Below are 22614 nucleotides of genomic sequence, written 5' to 3'. Positions count from 1 at the left end.
GCCGTGCCCACCATGTATTTGATCGAACGCATTGGTGGGCACGCTTCGCTTTGCCCACCCTACGAACCTCATCAAATCCTGCCGTTGACGTCCTTCTGCACGCGGTTGGCCATCTCGATCAACCGCTTCCAGGCCCGCTCCAGGAACGACATCATGCGTTCCATGTCGCGGTCGCTGGGCAGTGGAATCTCGATCTTGCGGTCGCCCTCGACGATCTTCGGCTCGCTTTTCTTCAGCGAGTCGGATTTCGGCATCGGCTCTTCGGTCTTGCCGGCAACGGCCGGCCCGCGCGAAGCGAGGTCCTTCCTGAGTTTTTCATTGTCGGCCTGCAGCCGGCCGATCTCCGCCTCGAGCGCCGCACGCTCATCGGGCACCGCGTAGCAGGCCCAGCCAGCGCCCGAATTGCTGCAGGTCGAAATCGCGCCGGTTCTCGTATCTAGCCGGAGTACGCCATCCGACGTCGAGGACAGCGCATAACGGCCGTTCTCGGTGTCCGGCATCGCCTGCGCAGCCGCGGCGCTTGCGCCGGCAAGATCCAGCACCAGCACGGCAAGTACCGGGAGAAACAATCTGGAGGACGACGCTGTGCTCATGGGCTTGCTCCGCCTGAAGGACAGTACCGGTTTCCTCAACCGTCGGGATAAGTACGGACAGAACACGTATGGAGACGCCTCACGCAACGGCCTGAGCTATTGAGCTATGGGCCGCGCGGCCGAACTTCAACGCGTCTGCCCGGCAATTCGATCCGGTCCTTGGGCATCCACCCGGATCCTATCCGGGGCAGGCTTCGCCCGAAAACGCTTTTGCTGCTGCAGTGCGATGGCGGGTCCACAGGTCCGTGGAATATCTCTAAATAAATCCAATTAAATCAATGCACTAACTGGTTACGGCGCAATCTTGACTTGATTAGACGCGGTAAGTATGGTCCGCGCGGCTTTTAAGGGTGACGGGCGTAATTTCCATCAACCGCAGCATCGTTTAATGTCTTGGGCATGGCCAAAGACAAAAGCGACAACGCAGGTGGAGATCGCGATCAATCGTCGTCCGATGAAGCTGCGCTTTCCGCAAGGCTCGGAAGTCTCGATCACCGGTTGTCCGAAATTCGGGACAGCCGAAAAATCAGGACTGACCAACCCGGCACTGAAAGCGGCGACAGGGCGGCCAGAGCTTCGGCGATGGCGCTCGGTTTCCGCCTTTCCTCGGAGTTGGTTGCGGGCGTTGTCGTCGGGGCAGGGATTGGCTGGGGTTTCGACTGGTTGTTGTCGACATCGCCGTTCGGTTTCATCGTGTTTTTGCTGCTCGGCTTCGTCGCCGGCGTGGTCAACGTGGTGAGATACGCGGGCGTAGCCTCGGGCAAACGCTGAGCACCGGCGGGAAGTCACGACATTTGAAATTCGATTGCCGGCACCCCAGGCCGGCGGACCAAGGCCCGCGCGGATGAAAATCGACCCGATTCATCAGTTCAATATCGAGCCCCTCTTCACGATTGGCCATATCGGCAATCAGACGATCGCCTTCACCAACTCGTCGCTCTACATGTTCATCGCGGTGGCGCTGACTGCGGTGCTGATGCTCGGTGGCGGGCGGCAACTGGTTCCCGGCCGTTTCCAATCGGTCGCCGAAATTTCCTACGAGTTCGTCGCCAGCACCATTCGCAGCACCGCCGGCTCGGAAGGCATGAAGTTCTTCCCGCTGATCTTCACGCTGTTCATGTTCATCTGCGTCTCGAACCTCGTCGGCATCATTCCCTACACCTTCACCATTTCGAGCCACATCATCGTGACCGCCGCGCTGGCGTTCCTGGTGTTCTTCACGGTGCTGATCTACGGCATCTACAAGAACGGCTTCAAGTTCTTCAAGATTTTCGTGCCCAGCGGCGTTCCGATCTACATCCTGCCGCTGGTGATGTTCATCGAAATCCTGTCGTTCTTCCTGCGGCCGGTTTCGCACAGCGTGCGTCTGTTCGCCAACATGCTGGCCGGGCACATCGCGCTGAAGGTGTTCGCGGGCTTCGTCGCGATGCTCGGCGTCTCGCTGGGCGCGGTCGGCTGGATCGGCGGCATCCTGCCGCTGGCGCTCACCGTCGCATTGACCGCGCTGGAGCTGCTGGTCGCGTTCCTGCAGGCCTACGTGTTCGCGATCCTCACCTGCATCTACCTCAACGACGCCATTCATCCGGGACACTAAGCGGTCCGGAGAATTCCCACCTCAACTTCGTCCTATCCTCTCAAGGAGCTCAAGAAAATGGAAGCATCAGCAGCAAAACTCATCGGCGCGGGCATCGCATGCATCGGCATGGGCGGCGCGGGCGTCGGCGTGGGCATCATCTTCGGCAACTACCTCGCCGCAGCGGTGCGCAATCCTTCGGCAGCCCAGGGCCAGTTCGGCAACCTGATCTTCGGCTTCGCGGTGACCGAAGCGCTCGGCATTTTCTCGCTGCTGATCGCGCTGCTGCTGCTGTTCGTTCCGCTCTGAGCTGCACCTTCCCGCGCCGCCTTCCGGCGGCGCGCATGACAGCAACAGGAGTACCCCGTGGCTGAAAAAAGTCAGGGCGCCCCCGCCAAGGGCCAGAAGACCGGCGCCCACACCGAAGCCGATGGCCACCACGGCGGAGGTTTTCCTCCGTTCGAGTCGAGCACCTTCGCTTCGCAGCTGGTGTCGCTGGTCATCGCGTTCGTCGCGCTCTATCTGATCGTGTCGCGCATTGCGCTGCCGCGCGTCGGCGGCGTGATCGATGCACGTCAGAACGCGATCGAAGGCGATCTGGCGGCGGCGCAGAAGCTGAAGGACGAGTCCGACGCGGCGCTGAAGGCGTATGAAAGCGACCTGGCCGCGGCGCGCTCGCGTGCCCAGGCCATCAGCGCCGAGACCCGCGAGAAGCTGAACGCGGCCGCGGAAGCCGAACGCAAGACGCTGGAAGACCAGCTCTCCGCCAAGCTCGCCCAGGCCGAGAAAACCATCGCGGCAACGCGCGAAACCGCCATGAGCAACGTCCGGGGCATTGCCGCGGATGCAGCCGGCGCGATCGTGCAGCGGCTGACCGGCGTGCTGCCCGACGGCGGCACGGTGAACAGCGCCGTCGATGCTTCCTTGAAGGGATAGATGATGTTCGCCGAGCCAGAAACCTGGGTTGCCATTGCGTTCGTCATCCTAATGGCGCTGTTTGCCTATCTCGGCATCCATCGCACGGTGCTCAAGGCGCTCGACCATCGTGCCGATCGCATCAAGGCCGAGCTCGACGACGCACGCCGCCTGAAGGACGAGGCCGCCGCGCTGCTCACCGAGTACAGGAACAAGCGCTCGAGCGCCGAGCGTGAGGCCGAGGAAATCATTTCCAACGCCAAGGCCGAAGCCGAGCGGATCGCGGTCGAAGCCAAGGCCAAGATGGAAGATTTCGTCGTCCGCCGCACCAAGACCGCCGAGAGCAAGATCGCGCTCGCCGAGGCGCAGGCGCTCGCCGACGTCCGTTCCGCCGCGGCCAATGCCGCCGTGGCCGCGGCGTCGACCATCCTGTCGCAGTCGGTCAAGGGCTCGCTCGCCGATGACCTGATGGCCAAGGGTATCGCCGAGGTTCGCGCCAAGCTGAACTGAGCGACTTCGCATTGCGAGATAGAAGCCGGCGCGAGCATTTCGCGCCGGTTTTTTATTGCGTCGGCGCCGCCTTCCTGCGCGGCGCCGGACGTTCCGGCTTCAGGGCCTGCGGGTCGAAGCCGATGTAGAAGATGTAGTTGTCGGCGGTCCCGGGCGCAGGCACCGGATAGACCAGATCTTCGACCACCAGGGTGAAGGGTTCGCTGCCGGTCTCGGTCATGTTGACCGTGGTCTGATAGGCCTTGGTGGCGATGGTCTTTTCGCTGATCCCGCCCTGCACCACCGCGACCCGAAGCGGAACCTGGACCGATGCCGGCGCGCCGGCGGGACCGGCGATGACGCGCCCCTGAATCCCGATTCGCGCGGTGATGACGCCGCCATTGAGGCTGCATTCCCGCGCCGTCTTGCCGATGGTCGCCTGGAAGCGCAAATCGTTGCCGACCGGCTGCTTGCCGGGCGCGGCCACGGCATAAGTCGAGGCGCCGGCCCTGATCCTCACGTCCGGACAGGTCAGGTCGCCGATATCCTGCTCAGCTTTCGGCGCCTCGGCACCCTGGGCCGGCTCCTCCGACTTGCCGCCGAACAGGCCCTTGAAGCGGTCGGTCAGCGACTGCGCCGACGCGGGCTGCGCGAAGCCGCAGCCAAGCCCGGCCACGACCGTGGCCGCGAGCGCCATTCTGAACAACCTGATGTCACCCATGCGACGTCCCCTGCCATTCACGTCATCTCGAAGTCATCATCCCCGGCGGCCTTATAGCAGGCCAATGGCGGCGAACCCAAGGCCACCTGAAGGCACCCGGGATGCCCGGGAACGCCCTGAAATCAAGGCTCAACCGCGGAAATCCTCGTGCAGCATGCCGAACAGCAGATGGTCCTGCCAGACCCCGTTGATGCAGAGATAGCGCCGCGCCAGCCCCTCGCGGGTAAAGCCGCACTTCTCCAGCACCCGGATCGAGGGCGTATTGGTGGGAATGCAGGCCGCCTCGATACGGTGCAAACTGAGCTCGCCGAACAGCGACGGCAGCAGCACCCTGAGCGCCGCCGTCATGTAACCGCGACGGGCATGGGGCTGGCCGACCCAATAGCCGATGGTGCCGGCCTGCACGATGCCGCGGCGGACATTGGCAAGCGTGATGCCGCCGATCATGGTTCCGTCCGATTCGCGGAAGATGACGAACGGATACGACCGGTCGGCCGCGATGTCCTCGGCATAACGCCGCAGCCGCCGCCGGAAGCCGGCCCGGGTGAGATCGTCCGACGGCCAGATCGGCTCCCACGGCGTCAAATAGGCCCGGCTGTGTTCACGCAATTGCGCCCATTGCAGGTAATCCGCCATCTGCGGGGCGCGCAGCAACAGGCCGTGGCCGCGCGGCATGAGTGCGGCCGGTCCGCTGGATGGCAACCGAAACAGGGCCATGCCCTAGCTCCCAGAACGCGCTCCTCGATGGAGCAGCGCTTAATGCGGCAGTGTCTTAACGCGGCAGTGGTCTTAATGTAGCAAGCTCTTGGCCTTCGCCTTGGTCAATCCTTCCGCAAAAGCCACCGCCGTGTCCAGACCCCTGCCGCTGCCGAGCGCCACGACCGCCGGCCGGCTGCGCGAAAGCAGGCCCCGTGCGGCGTTGCGGGTCGATTCCACGCTCACCGCGTCGATCCGGGCGACCAGTTCCTCCGCCGTCAGCGGCCGGCCATAGGCCAGCATATGGCGGGCGAGTTGCTCGGCACGGGAGGAGCAGCTTTCCAGCGCCATCAACAGCCCCGCCTTCATCTGCGCCTTGGCGCGGGCGATCTCGGCCTCGGTCAGGGTTTCCACCGCGTCGTTGATGACGTCGACGATCACTTCCATCATCTCCGGCGCGTCGTTCGGATCGGTACCGGTGTAGAGGCCGAAGAACCCGGTGTCGGTATAGGGCGCGTGGAAGGTGTAGATCGAGTAGCACAGGCCGCGCTTCTCGCGCACTTCCTGGAACAGCCGCGACGACATCCCGCCGCCGAGCGTGTTGGTGAACACCTGCAGCGAGAACAGCGACAGGTCGGTCTGCGGCACGCCCTCGAGCGCCAGCGTCAGATGCGCCTGTTCGAGGTCGCGATGCACCACGCGCGAGCCGCCCTTGCCGAACATCGCAGCTTGCGGATTCGGCGCCGGCGTGGCTTCGAAGCTGGCAAACCGCTGCGCCACCTCCTCGACGACGCGCGTGTGATCGACGGCGCCCGCCGCCGCCACCACCATGTCCGGCCCGCGATAATGCCGGGTGAGATAGCCGCGCAGCATGTCGCGATCGAATTTCTTCAGCGTCTTGGTGGTGCCGAGCAGCGACCGCCCCATCGGCTGGTCGGGATAGCAGAGCTCGTTGAGGTGCTCGAACACGACGTCGTCGGGCGTATCCTGCGCCGCGCCGATTTCCTGGGCGATGACGCCCTTCTCGCGCTCGAGTTCATCCGGCGCGAAGGACGGATTGGCGAGGATGTCGGACAGCACGTCGAGCGCCAGCGGCACGTCGGCTTTCAGCACCCGCGCGTAATAGGCGGTGGTCTCGGTCGAGGTTCCGGCATTGAGGTCGCCGCCGACCGCCTCGATCTCTTCGACGATCTCGCGCGAAGAGCGCCGCGTGGTGCCTTTGAACGCCATATGTTCGAGCAGATGCGAGATGCCGTGCTCGTCGGGCTTCTCGTCGCGGCCGCCGACGCCGGCCCAGACGCCGAGCGCGGCGGTCTCCAGATGCGGCATGCTGTCGGTGACGATGGTGAGGCCGGATGCAAGCTTGGTGACGTCGACGCTCATCCGGTAACTCCCTGCTTCGCGGCACGGCTCACCGAGCGCACGAATCTCTCTACTTCGGCTGAATCGTTTTTCATCACCGTGATGTGTTCAGATTTGGTCAGGAGGCCGTCGAGCCAGGCCGGCAATTGCGGCCGCACGCCGCAGGCGGCCTCGACCGCATCGGGGAATTTGGCCGGATGGGCGGTCGACAGCACGATATTGGGGATCCCTGAATCCGAGGTGTCGCGATCGGCCACCGCCAGCGCCACCGCGGTGTGGGGATCGACGAGATCGCCGGCTTCGCGCCAGGCGGCGCGGATCGCCGCCGCGGTCTCGGTCTCGTCGGCGCGCCCGGCGTCGAATTCCTCGCGGATCGCGGCCAGCGTCGCATCCGGCAGCACGAAACGCCCGGACTGTTTCAGCGAACCCATCAGCCGCCGCACGCTGGCGGCATCGCGGTGGCTGGCCTCGAACAGCAGCCGCTCGAAGTTCGAGGAGATCTGGATATCCATCGAAGGCGAGGCTGACGCGTGCACATCGCGCACCTCGTAGATGCCGGTCTTGAGCGTGCGCGGCAGGATGTCGTTGATGTTGGAGGCGATGCGCAGCCAGCGGATCGGCAGGCCCATCTTCTTCGCCACGTAGCCGGCAAAGATGTCGCCGAAATTCCCGGTCGGCACCGTGAAGTCCACCTTGCGTGCGGGCGAACCGAGCGCCACCGCCGAGGTGAAGTAATACACCACCTGTGCAACCACCCGCGCCCAATTGATCGAGTTGACACCCGACAGCGAGACCGCATCGCGAAAGCCGTGGTGATTGAACATGTCCTTCACGATCGCCTGGCAGTCGTCGAAATTGCCTTCGATCGCCAGCGCATGCACGTTGGCGGCGCCCGTCGTCGTCATCATCCGCCGCTGCACGTCGGAGATGCGGCCATGCGGAAACAGCACGATCAGATCGACATTGTCGAGACCGGCAAAGGCATCGACCGCCGCACCGCCGGTATCGCCTGACGTGGCCACGACGATGGTGGTGCGCTGCGCGCGCTTGGCCAGCACGTGATCCATCAGCCGCGAGATCAACTGCATCGCGACGTCCTTGAACGCGAGCGTCGGCCCATGAAACAGTTCGAGCACGAATTGACTGGAGCCGGTCTGGCGCAGCGGCACCACCGCGGGATGGCGGAACGTCGCATAGGCTTCATTGGCCATGCGGCCGAGATCAGCGTCGGAAATTTCACCGCCGGCGAACGGCCGCATCACCTCGACCGCGACTTCCCAATAGGGCCGTCCGAAAAATCCGGCGATGGTCTCCGGCGAGAGCTGCGGCCAGGTTTCAGGCAGATAAAGGCCGCCGTCGCGGGCGAGCCCGGTCAGCATCACATCGCAAAAGCCCAGAGTGGGAGCTTCCCCCCGCGTCGAAATATACCGCGTCAAACCGCCCTCCAAAGGCTTAGGCATTCCGCCAAGCCTTTGATACCTATGAATTTATTACCCTTCGTCAACGACAAAGCGCGCGGCACCATAAAGCGTTTTCGGGACTTGGGAAATGCCGCAATGACGAAAAAGGGGAGCGAGGGTGGGGTTTGGTCGATTGGCACGCAGATGTCGCCTCACCCGGTTTTGTCGTCCCCCGCGAAAGCGGGGGACCCAGTACGCCGCGGCTTATCGGTTCAATCATCGGCGTCTCTGGATACTGGGTCGCCCGGTCAAGCCGGGCGATGACAACTGAATATGTGTTCGCAATCTCGCGGCTTGATACGCCCGAGCTTTGCCAGAAATCTCCTTGCCCCCGAAAACAGAGGGCGCAGGGAATGCCGGATGCGCGCTGCACCCGCGATCTCGTGTGCAATGTGCACAAGAAAGTGCGCACACGAGCATACAGGGCAGCGGAGAACATCCGACATTCCCTGCGCAATGGCTTTACGGCTTATAACGAGCTCTCCCCGGAGAACGGCTCTTTTGCCTCCGTTGCGCCCTGAAAAGCAGTTGCCTCCAGGTGCATTGACGCCAGCACCGCGACGTCAGGACCACACGCCTTTGCCGTACGCTCTCGTGCCGTTCGTTATCGGCACTACCAGCGTCCACCGCGACCCGTCCCAACGATCGTGACGATCATGATACGCCCCTCTGGCGGGACGGGATGGCGGAGATATAGACTGATTTTCATTTCCGTAAAAGCGAAATATTTTTTGTTTCGGGGCTTGACACCGATTCTGACAAACAGAAGTGATTTGCCCGTCGGGTCAATTTGCCGCGCTCGACCGGGCTTGCGGGCGCAGACGACGCCCCGATCAGGCGGCCCGGACCTCGCTGAGAAACGCGCTCACTTGCTCGCGCAGGCGCTGCGATTCGGCCGACAACGTCGTGGCGGCGGCTTCGACCTGCGTTGCCGCCGTGCCGGTCTCCGATGCGGCCTGGGTAACGCCGACGACGTTGGCCGACACTTCCTGCGTTCCGGTGGCGGCCTGCTGCACGTTGCGGGCAATGGCCTGGGTCGCCGCCCGCTGTTGTTCCACCGCCGCCGAAATCGCGGCCGCAACCTCACTGATTTCTCCGATGGTCTTGCCGATCCCCGCAATGGCCACAACGGATTTGTTGGTGGCGCCCTGGATCGCGGCGATCTGGCTGGAGATGTCCTCGGTCGCCTTCGATGTCTGGTTGGCCAGGCTCTTCACCTCCGAGGCCACCACGGCGAAGCCTTTGCCGGCGTCCCCCGCCCGCGCCGCCTCGATGGTGGCGTTCAGCGCCAGCAAATTGGTCTGCGACGCGATATCGTTGATCAGCTTCATGATATCGCCGATCTTCTCGGTCATCGTGGCAAGGCTCTGAACATCGGCGTTGGTCTGACCGGCTTCCTCAACCGCCTTTGCGGCGATACTTGCCGAATGGGTCACCTGACGGCCGATCTCGGCCACAGACGCCGACAGTTCTTCGGTTGCCGCGGCGACGGTCTGCACATTGACCGACGTATCCTGCGCGGCGGCGGCGACCGCCGACGACTTGCTGGTATTCTCGGTGGCGACCGCCGACATCTTGGCTGCGGTCGCGCGCATTTCGGCGATGGAAGTGGCAACCGTTTCGAGCACGGCGGTGGCATGAAGGTCGAATCCGCCGGTCAACTGGTCGATCGCCTGCTGGCGGCGCTCTTTGGTCCGGCGCTCGGCCTCCTGGTCCCCCGCCACCGCGTCGGCCTTGATGGCATTGTCCCGGAACACCTGAACCGATCGGGCCATTTCGCCGATCTCGTCGGTGCGCGACAGCGCCGGCACGTCGATCGAGTGATCGCCGCCGGCAAGACGCTGCATCGCGGTCGTCATCGCCTGCAACGGCCGCGCAACGCGGCGCGACACGACCCAGATCGAAAACGCGCCGACGGCGATGCCGAGCAGCGTGAGCGCGATGACGAATATAAGCCGCGTCTCGGTAGCTGTGGCCTTGACGGCGGCGTGCTCGGCGGTGACGTCGACGGCGGCATCCTTGATCCGGACGATCAGTTCCAGCGCCGGGTTCGAAACCTCGAACCACTGCTGAACCGACATCGGATAGGCGGTCCCGGCGACACCGGCCTTGGTGATCGCATCGGTATGGGCCTGCAGGCCCTGAATGTAACCGCGCTCGACCTCGGCCACCGCTGCAACCAGCTTGGGCGCACCGCCGGCGCTCATGTCGCGGATGGTCTGCCAGGCCGATTGAGCGTAACCGCGCCAACTGGCGATGTCGCGCTGCTGGTCTGCCGATAGCGGCCGGCTGGCGGACAGGTTCGCCGCGTGCGTAGCGCGCTCGCGGCCGGCATACTCGCGCATCAGAAACGCGCTTTGCTTGACCATCGTGAGCTGGCCGACGATGGCGTCTTCCTTGCTCACTTCGCGCGATGCCGCGGTCCACAGGTTCTGAATCTTGGCCAGCAGATCCGACAGAGCGGGATACCAGGATTTCAGCAGCTCGACGTCACGCTGTTCCTTGGGCAATTGCAGGGCCGCGTCGGCGCTGAGACGTATCTTCTTGACGCGGTCGTAGGCCTGCCGGACATCGGCGATCAGCCGGTCGCCCTCGGCAATCCCGCTGACGGAGATTCGGTCCAGCGCATTCGACAGCAAGGGATCGCCCTCCGCCCGGCGCTTGTCGATGACGGTCCGGACCTGGGCGGCAACGGGAGCCGGTGCCTGCAGCGCCGTATTGGTCTGGCCGCGCTCCAGCTGAATGCTTTCAAGCCCCTTGAGCAACAGATCGGTATTCGCGTTCACCTGGGCCACGCGTCCGGCCCCAACGTAACCGCGCCAGGCTTCCATCCCCGCGATGCCGCAGGCAATGAGAACGAGGATGGCAAGCGTCCCGACCACCGCTGCAAGCGTGGTCTTCAGGCTGAGGCCCCGGAAGCGGCCTGCCATCATGTCGGTGCTCATCGATATCTTCCAATTCGCCGATGCCAGAGCCTTCTGCCTATCTTCATAGCGCGAACGGGTTACAGGGCACTTAATTGGACCAAACGGTCATTTTCGCCCTTATCCGGAGCCGCCTTCCACGCGATAACGTTCAGATCAAGCGCGACAACACGCCGGCACCGGCCAGCAGCACGACCACGATCCATGGCGGCCACTTCCAAACCGTGAGCAGCAGAAAGCCCGCGAGCGCGAGGGCAAAATCGCGCGGCGTCACGACGGCGCTGGTCCAGACCGGATGGTAGAGCGCCGCCGCGAGAATGCCGACCACGGCAGCATTGGTGCCGCGCATGGCGGCTTGCGCGGCCGGGCGTGTGCGCATCGCATCCCAGAACGGCAACATGCCGTAGACCAGCAGCAGGCCCGGAAGCGCCAGTGCGACGAGGGCAATCACCGCACCGGCAAGGCCGTTCGGTGCCGGGCCCGTCACCGCGCCAAGATAAGCGGCGAAGGTAAACAGCGGCCCCGGCACGGCCTGAGCCAGCCCGTAACCCGCCAGGAACACCTCGTTGCTGACCCATCCCGGGGTGACGACCTCGGCCTGAAGCAGCGGCAGCACGACATGGCCGCCGCCAAAGACCAGCGCGCCCGACCGGTAGAACGCGTCGAACAGCGCCAGAGCCTGCGAGCCGGCCGCCGGGACGACGAGCGGTGGAATCAGGAGCAGGGTTGCGAACAGAACGAGCGCAATGAAACCTGCGCGCCGGGTGACGGGAAAATCCAGATGTCCGGACACCGGCGCGGCCTCGCCCCGGCAGAGCCAGAGGCCGGCGCACGCACCTAGTACGATCGCGGCGACCTGCCCGAACGATCCGGTGAAAATCACGACGATCCCGATCGCGGCGAGCGCGATGCCGGCGCGGGCACGATCCGGCGTGAGCGTTCGCGACATCCCCCAGATCGCTTGCGCGACGACCGCGACGGCGACGAGTTTGAGGCCGTGCAGGAATCCTTCGGACACCGGCCCGGTAAATGAGGCAGCCCCCATTGCAAAGGCGAACAGGATCAGCGCCGAAGGCATGGTAAAGGCGAACCAGGCCGCAAGGCCGCCCAAAAGTCCATTGCCGCGCTGAACGCCGAGGGCAAAGCCGACCTGGCTGGAGGCCGGCCCCGGCAGGAACTGGCAAAGTGCGACCAGATCCGCGTAGGACGTCTCGTCCAGCCATTTGCGGCGTTCGACGAACTCGCTGCGGAAATAGCCGAGATGCGCAATCGGCCCGCCGAACGACGTCAGGCCCAGCTTGAGGAAAGCCGCGAACACTTCCGCAACCGAGCCCTTCGCGGATTCGCGGCTCATCTGATGGCACCGGCCACAAACGTCAGCGCTTGATGGCCGCGCCGGTGAACGCGCGAACCCGGATTTTGGCGAGCGCCAATGTCATGGCTCAAATTCATGTGCGTCGGCCCCGATATCGCCCGACGGTATCGGGAACCGACAATGTCGCCAAGCGTGCCCGTCCCACGCGATTGTTGCGTGCAGTACATGCCTCAATCGATTCCAACGCACTGTCCCCGAATCGCCATTGAATAGTGCGGATCGCGTCGCCTGAGGAACAGCCCACTCGCACGAAAAAGCCGCACAAACAGATCAGATTGCGCTCACCAACGAGAATACGGCGGGAACCATCCGATCCCGCCGGCATTGTCGTCAACGTTTCGAATTCCGGGAGACTTCCATGAAAACGGCAAAAATCATGCTGGCTGGACTGGCCGCCCTCGCCCTCGGTTCAGCGGCTTCAGCCCAAGAGGCGATGACGGGAACGGTCACGCGGATTGACCGGACCGACGGGACGGTCGCAATTCAGCTGCACCGCACGCCAACGCAGAGCGGCACCGTCGGCGCTGCCAAGACAGACAGTAAGACAGACGGTCCTGCCGAAGAACTCAAGACCAAGATACAGGGCAATCTGTTGAACGTCCTGCACGCCGGTGACCGGGTCAAGTTCTCCCTCACCGACGTGGGCGGAACCAAGACGATCAGCAACGTCGAACGGCCGTAACCGACGGGCACGCCGAGCCGGCGACCTCAAGCAGGATCGAAACGCAAAAAGGGCCGCGGGTGATGCCGCGGCCCTTTCTCCTGGAAGGGTCTGTCGTTACTCCGTGCAGACCTTGGTCGTCTTCATGCCGGCTTCGATTTGTGTCCTGGGCTGTTCGTGTGTCTTGGCGGCAACCCGCGACGAAACCATATGTTCCACTTTTTCCCGAAATCCCGGAGGAGCGCACCACGCATCACATCACTATTTCTGCCGATGGATAGTACGCCACTCGGGAATAAACGGCAACTCCGAGACAGTCCAACATTCGTTCGGGCATCTCCCTGCGAGCGGAACAAACCCATCGCCGGGAACTTGTAGACGCATCGCACTCAGGCGATGGGAGGACGACTGCATGAGACGCATTGTACTGGTTGGCTGCGCGCTGCTGCTGGCGATGACCGCATCCGCTTCCGCCAGGCTGGGGATCGCGCCGCTTGCCGCGCAGGACGACACGGTGATTCAGGTCAAGCGCGGACATGGACGCGGTCACGGGCACCGCATGGGCCGCGGCGGCCGCGGTCATCATTACGGCTGGGGCCGGGGCCGTGGACACCATTACGGCTGGCGCCATCATCGCCGCTTTTATTGATATGCGAATTTCGCCGGTGCGGCTTTCATCGATCATTGCCCCGACGAAAGCACACATTGGCGATATGGACGGTCGCGCCGACAGGCGCGGCCGGTTCTGTTTTCCGACAAGCAAGTTTTCTCTGACAAGCAAGTCTTCTGACGAGCCTGCTTTCTGAAAAGGCGGTTTTCTGACAAGGCTGCGCCGGTCAGTCCAGCCCCATCTCGACGGCGATCCGGATCAGGTCGGAATGGTTCTTGGCGCCGAGCTTCTGCTTCAGCAGCGAGGTGGTGTTGGCCACCGTCTTGTAGGAGATACCGAGCGCGTCGGCGACTTCCACGATCTTGTCGCCGCGGCCCAGCAGCCGCAGGATTTCCAGTTCGCGCGCGGTCATCTGCGAAGCCGGATTGGCCTTGATGGAAGCGCCCGAGAACGTGACCGCCTCCGCCAGTTGCGGCGAGATGAAGTTGTCGCCGGACGCCACCTTGCGAACGGCCTTGATCAGCATCCGCGGATCGTCGCCCTTGGCGACATAGCCTTGCGCGCCCATCTCGATGGCGCGAACCACGAAGGCGGGATCGTCATTCATGCTGAACATGATGATCTTCGCGCCCGGATCCTCCTTGCGAATCCGCCGCATCAACTCAAAACCCGAGACATCGGGAAGCTTGATGTCGATGATTGTGACGTCCGGGCGTCGCGTCACAAAGGCCCTGTGACCGGATTTTGCATCGCCGGCCTCGTCGATCTTGACCGAAGTGTCCGAAGCGAACAGCGATCGGCATCCCGACACGACCACGGGATGGTCGTCGACGATCAGGATCCTGGTTGCCGATTTGGCGATATTCTGCATCCTTGCAGCCTCTTTCGGGATAAATAGGCATTTCGCGATGATTGGAAAGAGGAATCTCCGCAACGGGAGTTAGAATAGTCCAAATGTGGAAGAATCTTTCTCTTCGAATGCGGCTGGTTCTCCCGCTCGGCACCATGTTCGTGGCCGCGCTGCTGCTCGGGGCCATTTCGCTGCGGCTTTTCGCGCCGGCCCAACTGATGGAGGAAAGCGAGCCGGCATTGCGCTCGGCACGGGCGGTTGCCGAGGCGCTCAACAGCGCGCTGCTGTCCTCCAATAATCCGCAACAGACGCTCGACGCGTTTGCGCAAGCGTTGGGCACATCGGAAGGCATCCGGTTCCGGCGCAGCGGTAGCGAGATGAGCACGCCCTCACCGGTCGAGGTACGCACCCCGCTTGGAAGGGTGCCGCACTGGTTCGTCGATCTTCTCGGCTTGCCGGAGACCGGCGCCTCGTTTCCGGTGCGGATCGGCGCAACGCAGGTCGGCGACATCGTGTCCGCCCCCGATCTTTCAGCCGACATTTACGAAAAGTGGGTCGGATTTCTCGCACTGGTTTCGTCCGTCAGCGTCCTGATGCTCGTGACCGGCACGATCGCCTATTTGACCGCAGGCACCGTGGTCGACGCGCTGCGGCGTTTGGGCGAAGGCCTGACGCGGATGCGGAGCGGCGACTACGAGCACCTGATCGCGGCCTCGGGACCGCCGGAAATACGCAGGAGTGCAGAGGAGGCCAATGAACTCGCACGCACGCTGAGCCAGCTAAGCCAGGACAACCGCAGCCTGCTGCGAAAGATCGTCTCCCTGCAGGACGACGAACGCCGCGACATCGCACGCGACCTGCATGACGAACTCGGGCCATTGCTGTTCGGAATCCGCGCCAATGCGGTGGCGCTACAGGATGGCGCGGCGCAGGACGGGAAACCCGGCGCTTCGGTCGAGGCCATGCTTTCCTCGGTCGAGGCGCTGCAGTTCGCCAATCGCCGTATCCTCGACCGGCTGCGGCCGCTCCATATCAGCGAATTGGGGCTCGAGAAGAGCGTCCAGACCCTGCTGCAGTATGCGCGATCGCAGGCGGCCGGTCTCAGACTGACGTTGCGGATCGATCCCCGCCTGAACGACGTCGATGGCCTGCTTTCCCAGACGATCTACCGGGTCATCCAGGAGGGCGTGACCAATGTCCTGAGGCACGCCAATGCCAGCGCGATGAGCGTCGCGGCGGCGATCGAAGGCCGTCACGTATTGGTGGAGATTTCCGACGATGGCGTCGGATTCCCGTCCAACCAGCGGTTTGGCCGGGGACTGACCGGCATGCATGAACGTGTCCGCGCCCTTAGCGGGACCTTCGAATTCAAGCGGGAGAACGGCCGAACCTATGTCCGCTGCCGTTTGCCGGCTGGCGAGTGAGGCGCGCCTTACGGATCGATCCCGCGCGCCGTTGCCAGCGGCAATGCAAGCTCCGGCCTGCAGTGCGAGCGTTCGATCTTGCCCGCTGTGTCAAACTGAAAAGACACGCGAACCGGCGGCTGATCCATGAATCGGTAGACCAGCGCGATGCCGGCAGCTTCAGGCCATATTTGTTCAAGCCTGAACGGACGTGGCGCCGGCAACGCGAGTTTTGCCTGCCAGTATTCCGATATCCTGCGGTGGCCGACAAGAATGCAGCCGTTGCCGGCACCTCCGCACGCGCATTCGAATACGGCCGTCTCGGCATACAGCTCGGCCAGCTCGGTTGGCTGCCTTCGCTTGCAGGCTTCCAGCCAATCCACGGCCAGACAGATGAACTCAACCTCGCGAAGACGATCGAGCATGTCACGGTCTTCTTGCCAGGGCGCGTGGGAACAACAGATCGCCTGACCGCTTGTTCCTAACATTGAAATGGCGGGAACGACAGGCCGGCAAGGTCGTTACCGCAGCGGTCCGCGGTGCCGCGCGAAAGAAACTGAGATTTGAAAATCCGAGGCGGTGACCGCTTCGTCATCGGGCTCGATTCTGCACGCCGGCGATATCCGGCGCCGTGGCCGGCGCGGACGGCCTGCAGCGGGTTTGCAGGATCTTCCCCGCCGCGTCGAAGGCGAAGACAATGCTAATGGGCTTGCCTTCGAAATTCAGATAATCGAGCACAACCCCGTCGGCGGACGGCGCGATCTCTTCCAGTCCGAAGGCATCGGGCGAGAACGCCTCGAGCTGGGGCCGCCAATACGCTTCCAGCGCAGCCCGGCCCGCACAGGTGTTGCCGCCGTCGCATTTACATTCGAGGCTTGCATCGGGCGCGTACAGGTCGAGCAGCGGGCCAAGGTCGTGGCGCCGGCAGGCGTCGAGCCAATCGACCACCACAGCCACCTGATCGACATCCTTGGCTGTATTCTTGGCAGTATCCTTGGGCAGATTCGACGCGTCCATTGGCTGCACCCTGGCTCGCTTGGTCGAGATAGGCAACCGAGTATGCCGATCGTCGTGAACGGGCACTGAACGACCGGTTGGCCGAAATTCAATCTGGAACCAAAAACAATCTCGATCCCCGGAAGTTCCAGGCGCGAGGCCTCGATGGTATACCCGTTACCGCTTCACCGCACCGGTCGGCGTCGCAAACCCTTCCATGGTCCGGATCCGCTTCTCGAGCCACCAGCCAAATTCGGGCGCCCAGTCCTCGAACCTGCGGTTGATGCCGAGATCGTGCGCCCAGTGGTGGGCGATGTTGGGATTGTACTGGGATTGCCGGCCGACCGCGATCAGATCGGCCTGGCCTTTTTCGAGCACCGCTTCGGCCTGCTCGGCTTCGAGGATGATGCCGACCGCCATGGTCGCGATGTCGACTTCCTTGCGCACGCGCTCGGCATACGGCACTTGGAAGCCGAGCCCGCGCGGCACCTGCGCTGCCGTCGCCGAGCCGGAAATGCCGCCGGAGGAACAGTCGACCACGTCGACGCCGCGCGCCTTCAATTCATGCGCCAGCACCACCGTGTCATCCATGTTCCAGCCGTTCTGCGCGCCGTCGACCGAGGATACGCGCACGAACAGCGGCATCGTGTCCGGCATCTCGCGCCGCACTGCCTCGACGATGTCGAGCGGCAGGCGCATGCGGCCGTTGCGGTCGCCGCCATATTCGTCGTTGCGGGTGTTGGAGATCGGCGACAGGAACGAGGCCAGCAGATAGCCGTGGGCCATATGCACCTCGATCACGTCGAAGCCCGCCTTCACCGCGTTCTTGGCGGCGTGCGCCCAGGTCTTGACCATGGCGCGGCAGTCCTCAGTGGTGAGCTGGCGCGGCGTCAGCCATCCCGGCGCCACCGGCTCGCTGGTGGGGCCGACCGGCTGCCACAGCTTTGCGCCGGCCTTGATCTCTTCTGGTGTGAGCGGCCCCATGCCGTCCATCGCCTTTTGTGAGGACGATTTGCGTCCGCCATGCGCGAGCTGAATGCCGATCGCGGTGTTCTCGCGCTTCATGAATGATATCAACGGCTTGAAGCTTTCGACCTGGGCCTCGTTCCAGATGCCGAGATCGAACTCGTTGATCAGACCGATTTCCTCAACGCCGGTGGCCTCGACGAACACCAGACCAAAACCGCCGAGCGCGTAGCGGCCGAGATGCACCTGATGAAACATCCCGCAGGTCGCCCCGGGATCGGCGCGGTAATGCACCATCGGCGGCACCACGAGGCGGTTCTTCAGAGTCAGGCCGCGGATCTTGAACGGCTGGAACAGCAGGGGGCGCGCGGCGTCGATGCTGGCGGAGGATTGGTCCATGGATGGCCTGTGGGTATGAGGTGCGGGGCTGATAGTAGCGAATGGGAATCCGCGGTCCAGCCGCCGCTTGCATGTCTCGCATGCGGCGGCGCGCGGGTGCCAAGCCCTGTTTGCATTCGCCGTTATTCGGCACCAACATCGACATCGAGGTTGGCCGCCCTCAGTGCTGCAATCGTCGCCTCAAGATGAGATCGGTCTCGGGTTTCGATCACGACCTCCAGCACCACGGCCTTGGCTGGTAGATCGGTGAAGATGCGTTGATGGGAAACCTCGACGATATTGGCACCTGCCTTACTCAGGACGCCGACAACCGTGCCTAGTTGACCGGGCCGATCCACGATGTCGAACTTCAGTTTCGAAAGCCGGCCTTCCCTCGCGAGTTGGCGCGTCAGCACGCCGGACAGCAGCCGTGTATCGATATTGCCTCCGCTCAGCACCAGGCCGAGCGAACGGCCCCTGAAGCGCTCTTGATGGGCGAGTACGGCCGCCAGGCCTGCTGCCCCGGCGCCCTCCGTCACCGACTTCTCAATGGTAATGAGCAGGCTCAGCGCATGCTCGATCTGCTGTTCGGTGACGAGCACGATATCATCGACAAGCGCGCGCACGATGTTTGAGGTGATACGGCCGGGCGCCTTGACTGCAATGCCCTCCGCGAGCGTATCACCGCGCATCGGAAGATTTTCGCCCTTGATGAGGTTGTACATCGAAGGATAAAGCGCGGCTTGCACGCCGACGACCTCGATGTCCGGCTTGAGGGTCTTGGCGGCAACGGCCATGCCGGATATCAGGCCGCCGCCCCCGATTGGAACAATCAGGACGTCGAGATCAGGCACCGAAGCCAGCATCTCAAGCGCGATGGTGCCCTGACCGGCGATGATCATAGGATCGTCGTAGGGATGGATATAGGTCAAACCCTGCGCGCGGCCGTGGTCCGTGGCGAGGGTGGCGGCGTCCTCGAGCGTTGCTCCAGCCTCGATCACGGTCGCGCCATGCCGGCGCGTATTCTCGATCTTCACCGTCGGGGTCCCCACCGGCATGAAGATGGTTGCGGGAATCGAAAGCGAGGCGGCGTGATAGGCCACCCCCTGGGCGTGGTTGCCCGCCGAGGCGGCTACCACACCGCGCCGCCGTTCATCGACGGACAGCGCAGACAGCCGGTTGAGCGCGCCACGCTCCTTGAACGTCGCTGTAAACTGCAGGTTTTCGAACTTGAGCCATACGGTCGCGCCCGTGATGTCGGACAGCGTACGACTACGCTCGAAGCTGGTCCGCGTCACGAAGCCGGCGACAACGCTGGCCGCCATCTCGATATCGCGAAGGCTAACCGGCAGGCCCGCGAGGGAAGCTTTCAACGTCTCGGTCATGACTATCGAATCTCTGCTGACACGTTCCACGCAGCAAGGGCAAAGACGGCGGGCTATAGTTACGCTAATCCGCGCTATGAAGCTATTTCAGTAAGGGACGAAGAGGTGGGTTACGTTTCGCTAACCCACCCTACGAAGCTACGAATGTGCGCCTCGCCTTTGCGCGCGCCACCACACGCCGAAGGCGATCACCACCGCGCCGGCCAGGCTGAACCAGGTGATGGCGTATTGCATGTGGTCGTCCTTGAGATGGACGGTCAGCGGACCCGGTTTCGGGATGCCGCTCTCCGGCCGAGGGGATTCCAGGTCGATGTAAAACGGCGCAACCGACTTGCCGCCCTCACCCCAGCCGAGCACGCGCGCCATCGCGAGATGATCGCGGGTGAACCACAGCCGCTTGCCGATATTCTCCGAGGCCGTCAGCGTGCCGGCAGCTTCGGGGAAACGAAGGTAGCCGGTCAGGTTGACCGGCTGGCCGGTGACGAGCCGGCCGACCGCGCGATCCTGCTGGGCGCGGTCCTGCATCGTGTTCTGCACGAAGCCGGCGTTGACCGTGATGATCGCACCATCGGCGGTTTGCGCCGGCAGGAACGCCCAGGTGCCGGGGCCGGAAACATCGGTGCGGACCGAGGAGCCGGAGCTATAGACCATCGCATCGGGTAGCCGCGCATAGGTCGCGGTAAAACTGACGCGGCGGAATTCGTCTCTGGCCGGGGTCAGCGCGCTCCATTGCGCTGGCGCCGGCAGCGCCTCGGGCGCCGCGGCCAGCCTTTCATTGAGCGCCGCGATCAGCGCGTGCTTCTGGACGCGCCGCTGCAACTGCCAGATCCCGAGGCCAAGGCAGGTCACGATCATCACCAGCGTGAAGATGGCGAAGCCGAGCGTGCCGCGTCGCCGCGCAACGACACCGGTCATTTTGGCTCGCGGTCGATCAGGCGGCCGGGCGCCGCCTTGTGATGGTATTGCAGCGCGATCAGCAGCGACTTCATCGAGCGCAGCGGCAACAGTGTGGTTGCCAGAATCAGCGGCAGCCACAGCGCCGCATGCAGCCAGAACGGCGGCTGGTATTTGATCTCCACGACAAGGGCGGATCCAACGACGATGGCGCCGGCGATCATGATGATGAAGATCGCCGGTCCGTCACCGGCGTCGATGAAGGCGTAATCGAGCCCGCAGGCCTCGCAGTTCGGCCGCAGGTCGATGAACCCGGCGTAAAGCTTGCCCTTGCCGCAGCGCGGGCAGCGGCAGGCGATGCCGCGCAGCGCGCTCTCGGTCAGCGTGGGGGGTGTCTCGTCCATTTGCATCCTTTTTCCCCTCTCCCCTTGTGGGACCGAGACGAGCGAAGCTCGCTCTTAGGGTGCACTCGCGAAGCGAGGGCGGGTAAGGGGTCTCTATCCGCGGAGACAGACCCCTCAGGCCGCCTTTGCCACCTTTTCTCCACAAGGGGAGAAGGTGCACTCCATAGCGCTCTCTACAGCTCCACGCAACGCCACTAAGTGATTGTAGTTTCTCATTTTATCTAGCGCGGCGCTAAGTGGGCTCCATATTCCTCCACTCCCCATATTCGGGACATTTTGAGGGACACCATGGCCGGCCAGACGCGTTCTGCACCTCTGGAAAACGCACGCACCATGTGCCAGGGCCAGCGTTGCGACGATAAGCAAGAAAGTGCCCGGCGCGATCAGCACGCTGTACGGCTTCTTGCGCGGTCGCCGAGGCCATTGACGCCTATGAAGGCGACCTCGAAATGCGCGGTAGCCGCAAGTACAACGCGACCCGGTTCCGCTTGCGTCTGACCAACGCCTTGAACAACAAAGCCATCGCGCTGCTCACCGAGCGTGAAGCGGCACAAAGGGAGGTGGGCGTTACTTTAACGTATGGAGAGTTTGGAGAACTCAGTACTTTGCAACGACGGGGCCACCAAACCGGTACGCTAATCCTATCATTGCAATGTGCGTATGGATTTTCAAATCCGTGGCTACCGTTACAGTTGAAACACCGGGGGATACCAGCACCAGCGAATTGCTCCACGTTCCGAAGTCCGAGTAACGATACTCAGCACGAAGCATCCAGTTTGCGAAGATTTTCGCGTCGATGCCGACGCCGGCCGTCCAGCCCGTTCGGGTGGAGCTGTTCGTCGCCGTCGTAAGAAGGGGGATTGGAGTTGGTCCGCAAAGGGGATCGGTAAAGCTGGTCTCGCAGGTTATGGAGTTGGAGAAGTTCTGGAACGCAATGCCGCCTGTCCCATAGAGCAGAACATTGGGAGTTACCAGAAATCCGAGCCGACCCCGCACATTCGCATCCCACCTAGCTTTTACGCTTGATAAGTCGGCTCCGGGTCCCGGGACGCCCAAAATGCAAGTGACCGTGCAACCGGGCGTCCCCACAGTCGTGACGGTGCCGTTGAAATAGGCGGCATCGAGGACAATGCCTGCAACCCATTGAGGCGCGAACTGATAGTCGTATCCGGCAAAGCCGCCGAAGCGACCGCTTGAGGGGCTAAAGCGTCTAGGCGAACTACCGTCTACTATTGGGGGAGGAATTACAAAGCCCGGTGCGACAACGGCAATCGACGTAGTAGTCCAATCGGCGTTGACCTGCTCGCCGCCGAGCGAGGCTCCAACATAAAAGCCTGTCCAAGTCGAGACCGCGGCTTCGGGCGCGGTATATCGAGGGGCTTTCACAGCCATGTCGGCAGCGGATGCGCCCATAGCGCTGGCCGCGAGAACGGATATTGCCAAAATCAGTTTTCTCATAGAAAGCCCCAAGCGCTCGTTGAATGGCCCGAACCAAAGCTTAAACGGGTTCATCGTGCTCAGATGTAACGTTCAAGCCACAGTCGAGACATTTCGGACGCCGTCACGTCGCCTTCCGGCTGGAACCGGGCGGGCGGAGCATGTCCGCTGTGCCCGGGATGCTATTGGGGCCGGGCAACTCCGGTAGTCGAACGTACGGAACCTGGTTCCGCTCTTTGCCAATGCGTCCGCCGACATGCCGAACGCCAATCGCCTGACGATCGGCATCGTGGTGTTGGTAGCCGAGCAGACGCGCCGCCTCATCAGGAGCGCATCAAGGCCCCGCTTGCAGCCGCCAAGGCATGCGGCAAGAAGCTCGGGGGCAAGCGCAGCAATGCACTCTCGGCAAGCTGCACGGCGCAAGGCGCTACGAGCTTGCACCGGACCGCCGCTGGCCAAAACGCGCATGGCAATCCCGACCACCAGCATCAGCCTTGAGGAGTCATTTTGGAGCAGTCTGAA

At 63.2% G+C, this 22614-nt stretch carries 23 protein-coding genes; 8 read left to right on the top strand and 15 right to left on the bottom strand.

The window, feature by feature from the left end:
- Positions 1 to 71 precede the first annotated feature (71 nt).
- Positions 72 to 593, bottom strand: a complete 522-nt coding sequence (locus tag ACSQ84_RS28795; protein ID WP_436215101.1) for a hypothetical protein — start codon at positions 591 to 593, stop codon at positions 72 to 74.
- Between the two features lie 399 nt (positions 594 to 992).
- On the opposite strand from ACSQ84_RS28795, the gene ACSQ84_RS28790 reads away from it, so the two are divergent.
- The 5 genes from ACSQ84_RS28790 (at position 993) to ACSQ84_RS28770 (ending at position 3591) form a co-directional block, all read left to right on the top strand.
- Complete coding sequence (locus ACSQ84_RS28790) at positions 993 to 1364, top strand: AtpZ/AtpI family protein (RefSeq protein WP_436215161.1); 372 nt, start codon at positions 993 to 995, stop codon at positions 1362 to 1364.
- Between the two features lie 73 nt (positions 1365 to 1437).
- Positions 1438 to 2187, top strand: a complete 750-nt coding sequence (locus ACSQ84_RS28785) for a F0F1 ATP synthase subunit A (protein WP_436215100.1) — start codon at positions 1438 to 1440, stop codon at positions 2185 to 2187.
- Positions 2188 to 2244: 57 nt separating this feature from the next.
- On the top strand, positions 2245 to 2475 hold the full coding sequence (locus ACSQ84_RS28780; protein ID WP_192735362.1) for a F0F1 ATP synthase subunit C: 231 nt from the start codon (positions 2245 to 2247) through the stop codon (positions 2473 to 2475).
- 57 nt (positions 2476 to 2532) lie between these two features.
- Positions 2533 to 3102: a F0F1 ATP synthase subunit B family protein gene (locus ACSQ84_RS28775; RefSeq protein ID WP_436215099.1), complete on the top strand. Its 570-nt coding sequence runs from the start codon at positions 2533 to 2535 to the stop codon at positions 3100 to 3102.
- 3 nt (positions 3103 to 3105) lie between these two features.
- Complete coding sequence (locus ACSQ84_RS28770) at positions 3106 to 3591, top strand: F0F1 ATP synthase subunit B family protein (protein ID WP_436215098.1); 486 nt, start codon at positions 3106 to 3108, stop codon at positions 3589 to 3591.
- Positions 3592 to 3643: 52 nt separating this feature from the next.
- Here the strand turns inward: ACSQ84_RS28770 and ACSQ84_RS28765 are convergent, their stop codons facing one another.
- The 6 genes from ACSQ84_RS28765 to chrA form a co-directional block, all read right to left on the bottom strand.
- Positions 3644 to 4291, bottom strand: a complete 648-nt coding sequence (locus ACSQ84_RS28765; protein WP_436215097.1) for a hypothetical protein — start codon at positions 4289 to 4291, stop codon at positions 3644 to 3646.
- Between the two features lie 129 nt (positions 4292 to 4420).
- Positions 4421 to 5008: a GNAT family N-acetyltransferase gene (locus ACSQ84_RS28760; protein ID WP_436215096.1), complete on the bottom strand. Its 588-nt coding sequence runs from the start codon at positions 5006 to 5008 to the stop codon at positions 4421 to 4423.
- 72 nt (positions 5009 to 5080) lie between these two features.
- On the bottom strand, positions 5081 to 6370 hold the full coding sequence (locus ACSQ84_RS28755) for a M16 family metallopeptidase (protein WP_436215095.1): 1290 nt from the start codon (positions 6368 to 6370) through the stop codon (positions 5081 to 5083).
- Complete coding sequence (thrC, locus tag ACSQ84_RS28750) at positions 6367 to 7785, bottom strand: threonine synthase (RefSeq protein ID WP_436215094.1); 1419 nt, start codon at positions 7783 to 7785, stop codon at positions 6367 to 6369. The genes ACSQ84_RS28755 and thrC overlap by 4 nt, the downstream gene beginning before the upstream one ends.
- Positions 7786 to 8642: 857 nt before the next feature.
- Positions 8643 to 10754, bottom strand: a complete 2112-nt coding sequence (locus ACSQ84_RS28745) for a methyl-accepting chemotaxis protein (protein WP_436215093.1) — start codon at positions 10752 to 10754, stop codon at positions 8643 to 8645.
- A 130-nt stretch (positions 10755 to 10884) separates the two neighbouring features.
- The gene (gene chrA, locus ACSQ84_RS28740; RefSeq protein ID WP_436215092.1) at positions 10885 to 12087 is read right to left on the bottom strand and encodes a chromate efflux transporter; all 1203 of its coding nucleotides are present in this window, start codon (positions 12085 to 12087) and stop codon (positions 10885 to 10887) included.
- A gap of 379 nt (positions 12088 to 12466) precedes the next feature.
- Here chrA and ACSQ84_RS28735 point away from each other — a divergent pair, with 379 nt between their 5' ends.
- Both ACSQ84_RS28735 and ACSQ84_RS28730 read left to right on the top strand, forming a co-directional pair.
- Positions 12467 to 12790, top strand: a complete 324-nt coding sequence (locus ACSQ84_RS28735) for a copper-binding protein (RefSeq protein ID WP_436215091.1) — start codon at positions 12467 to 12469, stop codon at positions 12788 to 12790.
- A 391-nt stretch (positions 12791 to 13181) separates the two neighbouring features.
- Positions 13182 to 13418: a hypothetical protein gene (locus ACSQ84_RS28730; protein WP_436215090.1), complete on the top strand. Its 237-nt coding sequence runs from the start codon at positions 13182 to 13184 to the stop codon at positions 13416 to 13418.
- Positions 13419 to 13605: 187 nt separating this feature from the next.
- Here ACSQ84_RS28730 and ACSQ84_RS28725 read toward each other — a convergent pair whose 3' ends face one another.
- Positions 13606 to 14250: a response regulator transcription factor gene (locus tag ACSQ84_RS28725; RefSeq protein WP_436215089.1), complete on the bottom strand. Its 645-nt coding sequence runs from the start codon at positions 14248 to 14250 to the stop codon at positions 13606 to 13608.
- Positions 14251 to 14357: 107 nt separating this feature from the next.
- Between ACSQ84_RS28725 and ACSQ84_RS28720 the strand changes: the two genes are divergently transcribed.
- On the top strand, positions 14358 to 15653 hold the full coding sequence (locus tag ACSQ84_RS28720; protein ID WP_436215088.1) for a histidine kinase: 1296 nt from the start codon (positions 14358 to 14360) through the stop codon (positions 15651 to 15653).
- An 8-nt stretch (positions 15654 to 15661) separates the two neighbouring features.
- Here ACSQ84_RS28720 and ACSQ84_RS28715 read toward each other — a convergent pair whose 3' ends face one another.
- The 7 genes from ACSQ84_RS28715 to ACSQ84_RS28685 all read right to left on the bottom strand — a co-directional run bounded on the left by ACSQ84_RS28715 (position 15662) and on the right by ACSQ84_RS28685 (position 22113).
- Positions 15662 to 16057: a hypothetical protein gene (locus ACSQ84_RS28715; RefSeq protein WP_436215087.1), complete on the bottom strand. Its 396-nt coding sequence runs from the start codon at positions 16055 to 16057 to the stop codon at positions 15662 to 15664.
- A 166-nt stretch (positions 16058 to 16223) separates the two neighbouring features.
- Positions 16224 to 16649, bottom strand: a complete 426-nt coding sequence (locus ACSQ84_RS28710) for a nuclear transport factor 2 family protein (RefSeq protein WP_436215086.1) — start codon at positions 16647 to 16649, stop codon at positions 16224 to 16226.
- A gap of 156 nt (positions 16650 to 16805) precedes the next feature.
- Positions 16806 to 17993: an NADH:flavin oxidoreductase/NADH oxidase gene (locus ACSQ84_RS28705; protein ID WP_436215085.1), complete on the bottom strand. Its 1188-nt coding sequence runs from the start codon at positions 17991 to 17993 to the stop codon at positions 16806 to 16808.
- A gap of 122 nt (positions 17994 to 18115) precedes the next feature.
- The gene (locus ACSQ84_RS28700) at positions 18116 to 19357 is read right to left on the bottom strand and encodes a threonine ammonia-lyase (RefSeq protein WP_436215084.1); all 1242 of its coding nucleotides are present in this window, start codon (positions 19355 to 19357) and stop codon (positions 18116 to 18118) included.
- Positions 19358 to 19495: 138 nt separating this feature from the next.
- Positions 19496 to 20272, bottom strand: a complete 777-nt coding sequence (locus tag ACSQ84_RS28695) for an SURF1 family protein (RefSeq protein WP_436215083.1) — start codon at positions 20270 to 20272, stop codon at positions 19496 to 19498.
- The gene (locus tag ACSQ84_RS28690) at positions 20269 to 20655 is read right to left on the bottom strand and encodes a DUF983 domain-containing protein (protein ID WP_436215082.1); all 387 of its coding nucleotides are present in this window, start codon (positions 20653 to 20655) and stop codon (positions 20269 to 20271) included. The genes ACSQ84_RS28695 and ACSQ84_RS28690 overlap by 4 nt, the downstream gene beginning before the upstream one ends.
- 597 nt (positions 20656 to 21252) lie before the next feature.
- The gene (locus ACSQ84_RS28685) at positions 21253 to 22113 is read right to left on the bottom strand and encodes an outer membrane protein (RefSeq protein WP_436215081.1); all 861 of its coding nucleotides are present in this window, start codon (positions 22111 to 22113) and stop codon (positions 21253 to 21255) included.
- Positions 22114 to 22614: the final 501 nt, after the last annotated feature.

The sequence above is a fragment of the Bradyrhizobium sp. LjRoot220 genome, from assembly GCF_964252915.1.
Taxonomy (GTDB): domain Bacteria; phylum Pseudomonadota; class Alphaproteobacteria; order Rhizobiales; family Xanthobacteraceae; genus Bradyrhizobium.
Note: the sequence above shows the minus strand (reverse complement) of the source record. Positions and strands in the feature narration are given on the sequence as shown.

Excerpts from the sequence above, each read along its gene's own strand:
- ACSQ84_RS28695 (WP_436215083.1), bottom strand. The coding sequence starts at position 20,272 with ATGACCGGTGTCGTTGCGCGGCGACGCGGCACGCTCGGCTTCGCCATC.
- ACSQ84_RS28785 (WP_436215100.1), top strand. The coding sequence starts at position 1,438 with ATGAAAATCGACCCGATTCATCAGTTCAATATCGAGCCCCTCTTCACG.
- ACSQ84_RS28760 (WP_436215096.1), bottom strand. The coding sequence starts at position 5,008 with ATGGCCCTGTTTCGGTTGCCATCCAGCGGACCGGCCGCACTCATGCCG.
- ACSQ84_RS28755 (WP_436215095.1), bottom strand. The coding sequence starts at position 6,370 with ATGAGCGTCGACGTCACCAAGCTTGCATCCGGCCTCACCATCGTCACC.
- ACSQ84_RS28700 (WP_436215084.1), bottom strand. The coding sequence starts at position 19,357 with ATGACCGAGACGTTGAAAGCTTCCCTCGCGGGCCTGCCGGTTAGCCTT.
- ACSQ84_RS28690 (WP_436215082.1), bottom strand. The coding sequence starts at position 20,655 with ATGGACGAGACACCCCCCACGCTGACCGAGAGCGCGCTGCGCGGCATC.
- ACSQ84_RS28710 (WP_436215086.1), bottom strand. The coding sequence starts at position 16,649 with ATGGACGCGTCGAATCTGCCCAAGGATACTGCCAAGAATACAGCCAAG.
- ACSQ84_RS28720 (WP_436215088.1), top strand. The coding sequence starts at position 14,358 with ATGCGGCTGGTTCTCCCGCTCGGCACCATGTTCGTGGCCGCGCTGCTG.
- ACSQ84_RS28765 (WP_436215097.1), bottom strand. The coding sequence starts at position 4,291 with ATGGGTGACATCAGGTTGTTCAGAATGGCGCTCGCGGCCACGGTCGTG.
- ACSQ84_RS28795 (WP_436215101.1), bottom strand. The coding sequence starts at position 593 with ATGAGCACAGCGTCGTCCTCCAGATTGTTTCTCCCGGTACTTGCCGTG.
- ACSQ84_RS28725 (WP_436215089.1), bottom strand. The coding sequence starts at position 14,250 with ATGCAGAATATCGCCAAATCGGCAACCAGGATCCTGATCGTCGACGAC.
- ACSQ84_RS28780 (WP_192735362.1), top strand. The coding sequence starts at position 2,245 with ATGGAAGCATCAGCAGCAAAACTCATCGGCGCGGGCATCGCATGCATC.
- ACSQ84_RS28705 (WP_436215085.1), bottom strand. The coding sequence starts at position 17,993 with ATGGACCAATCCTCCGCCAGCATCGACGCCGCGCGCCCCCTGCTGTTC.
- ACSQ84_RS28730 (WP_436215090.1), top strand. The coding sequence starts at position 13,182 with ATGAGACGCATTGTACTGGTTGGCTGCGCGCTGCTGCTGGCGATGACC.
- ACSQ84_RS28770 (WP_436215098.1), top strand. The coding sequence starts at position 3,106 with ATGTTCGCCGAGCCAGAAACCTGGGTTGCCATTGCGTTCGTCATCCTA.
- ACSQ84_RS28715 (WP_436215087.1), bottom strand. The coding sequence starts at position 16,057 with ATGCTCGATCGTCTTCGCGAGGTTGAGTTCATCTGTCTGGCCGTGGAT.
- ACSQ84_RS28685 (WP_436215081.1), bottom strand. The coding sequence starts at position 22,113 with ATGAGAAAACTGATTTTGGCAATATCCGTTCTCGCGGCCAGCGCTATG.
- ACSQ84_RS28790 (WP_436215161.1), top strand. The coding sequence starts at position 993 with ATGGCCAAAGACAAAAGCGACAACGCAGGTGGAGATCGCGATCAATCG.
- ACSQ84_RS28735 (WP_436215091.1), top strand. The coding sequence starts at position 12,467 with ATGAAAACGGCAAAAATCATGCTGGCTGGACTGGCCGCCCTCGCCCTC.
- chrA (WP_436215092.1), bottom strand. The coding sequence starts at position 12,087 with ATGAGCCGCGAATCCGCGAAGGGCTCGGTTGCGGAAGTGTTCGCGGCT.
- ACSQ84_RS28745 (WP_436215093.1), bottom strand. The coding sequence starts at position 10,754 with ATGAGCACCGACATGATGGCAGGCCGCTTCCGGGGCCTCAGCCTGAAG.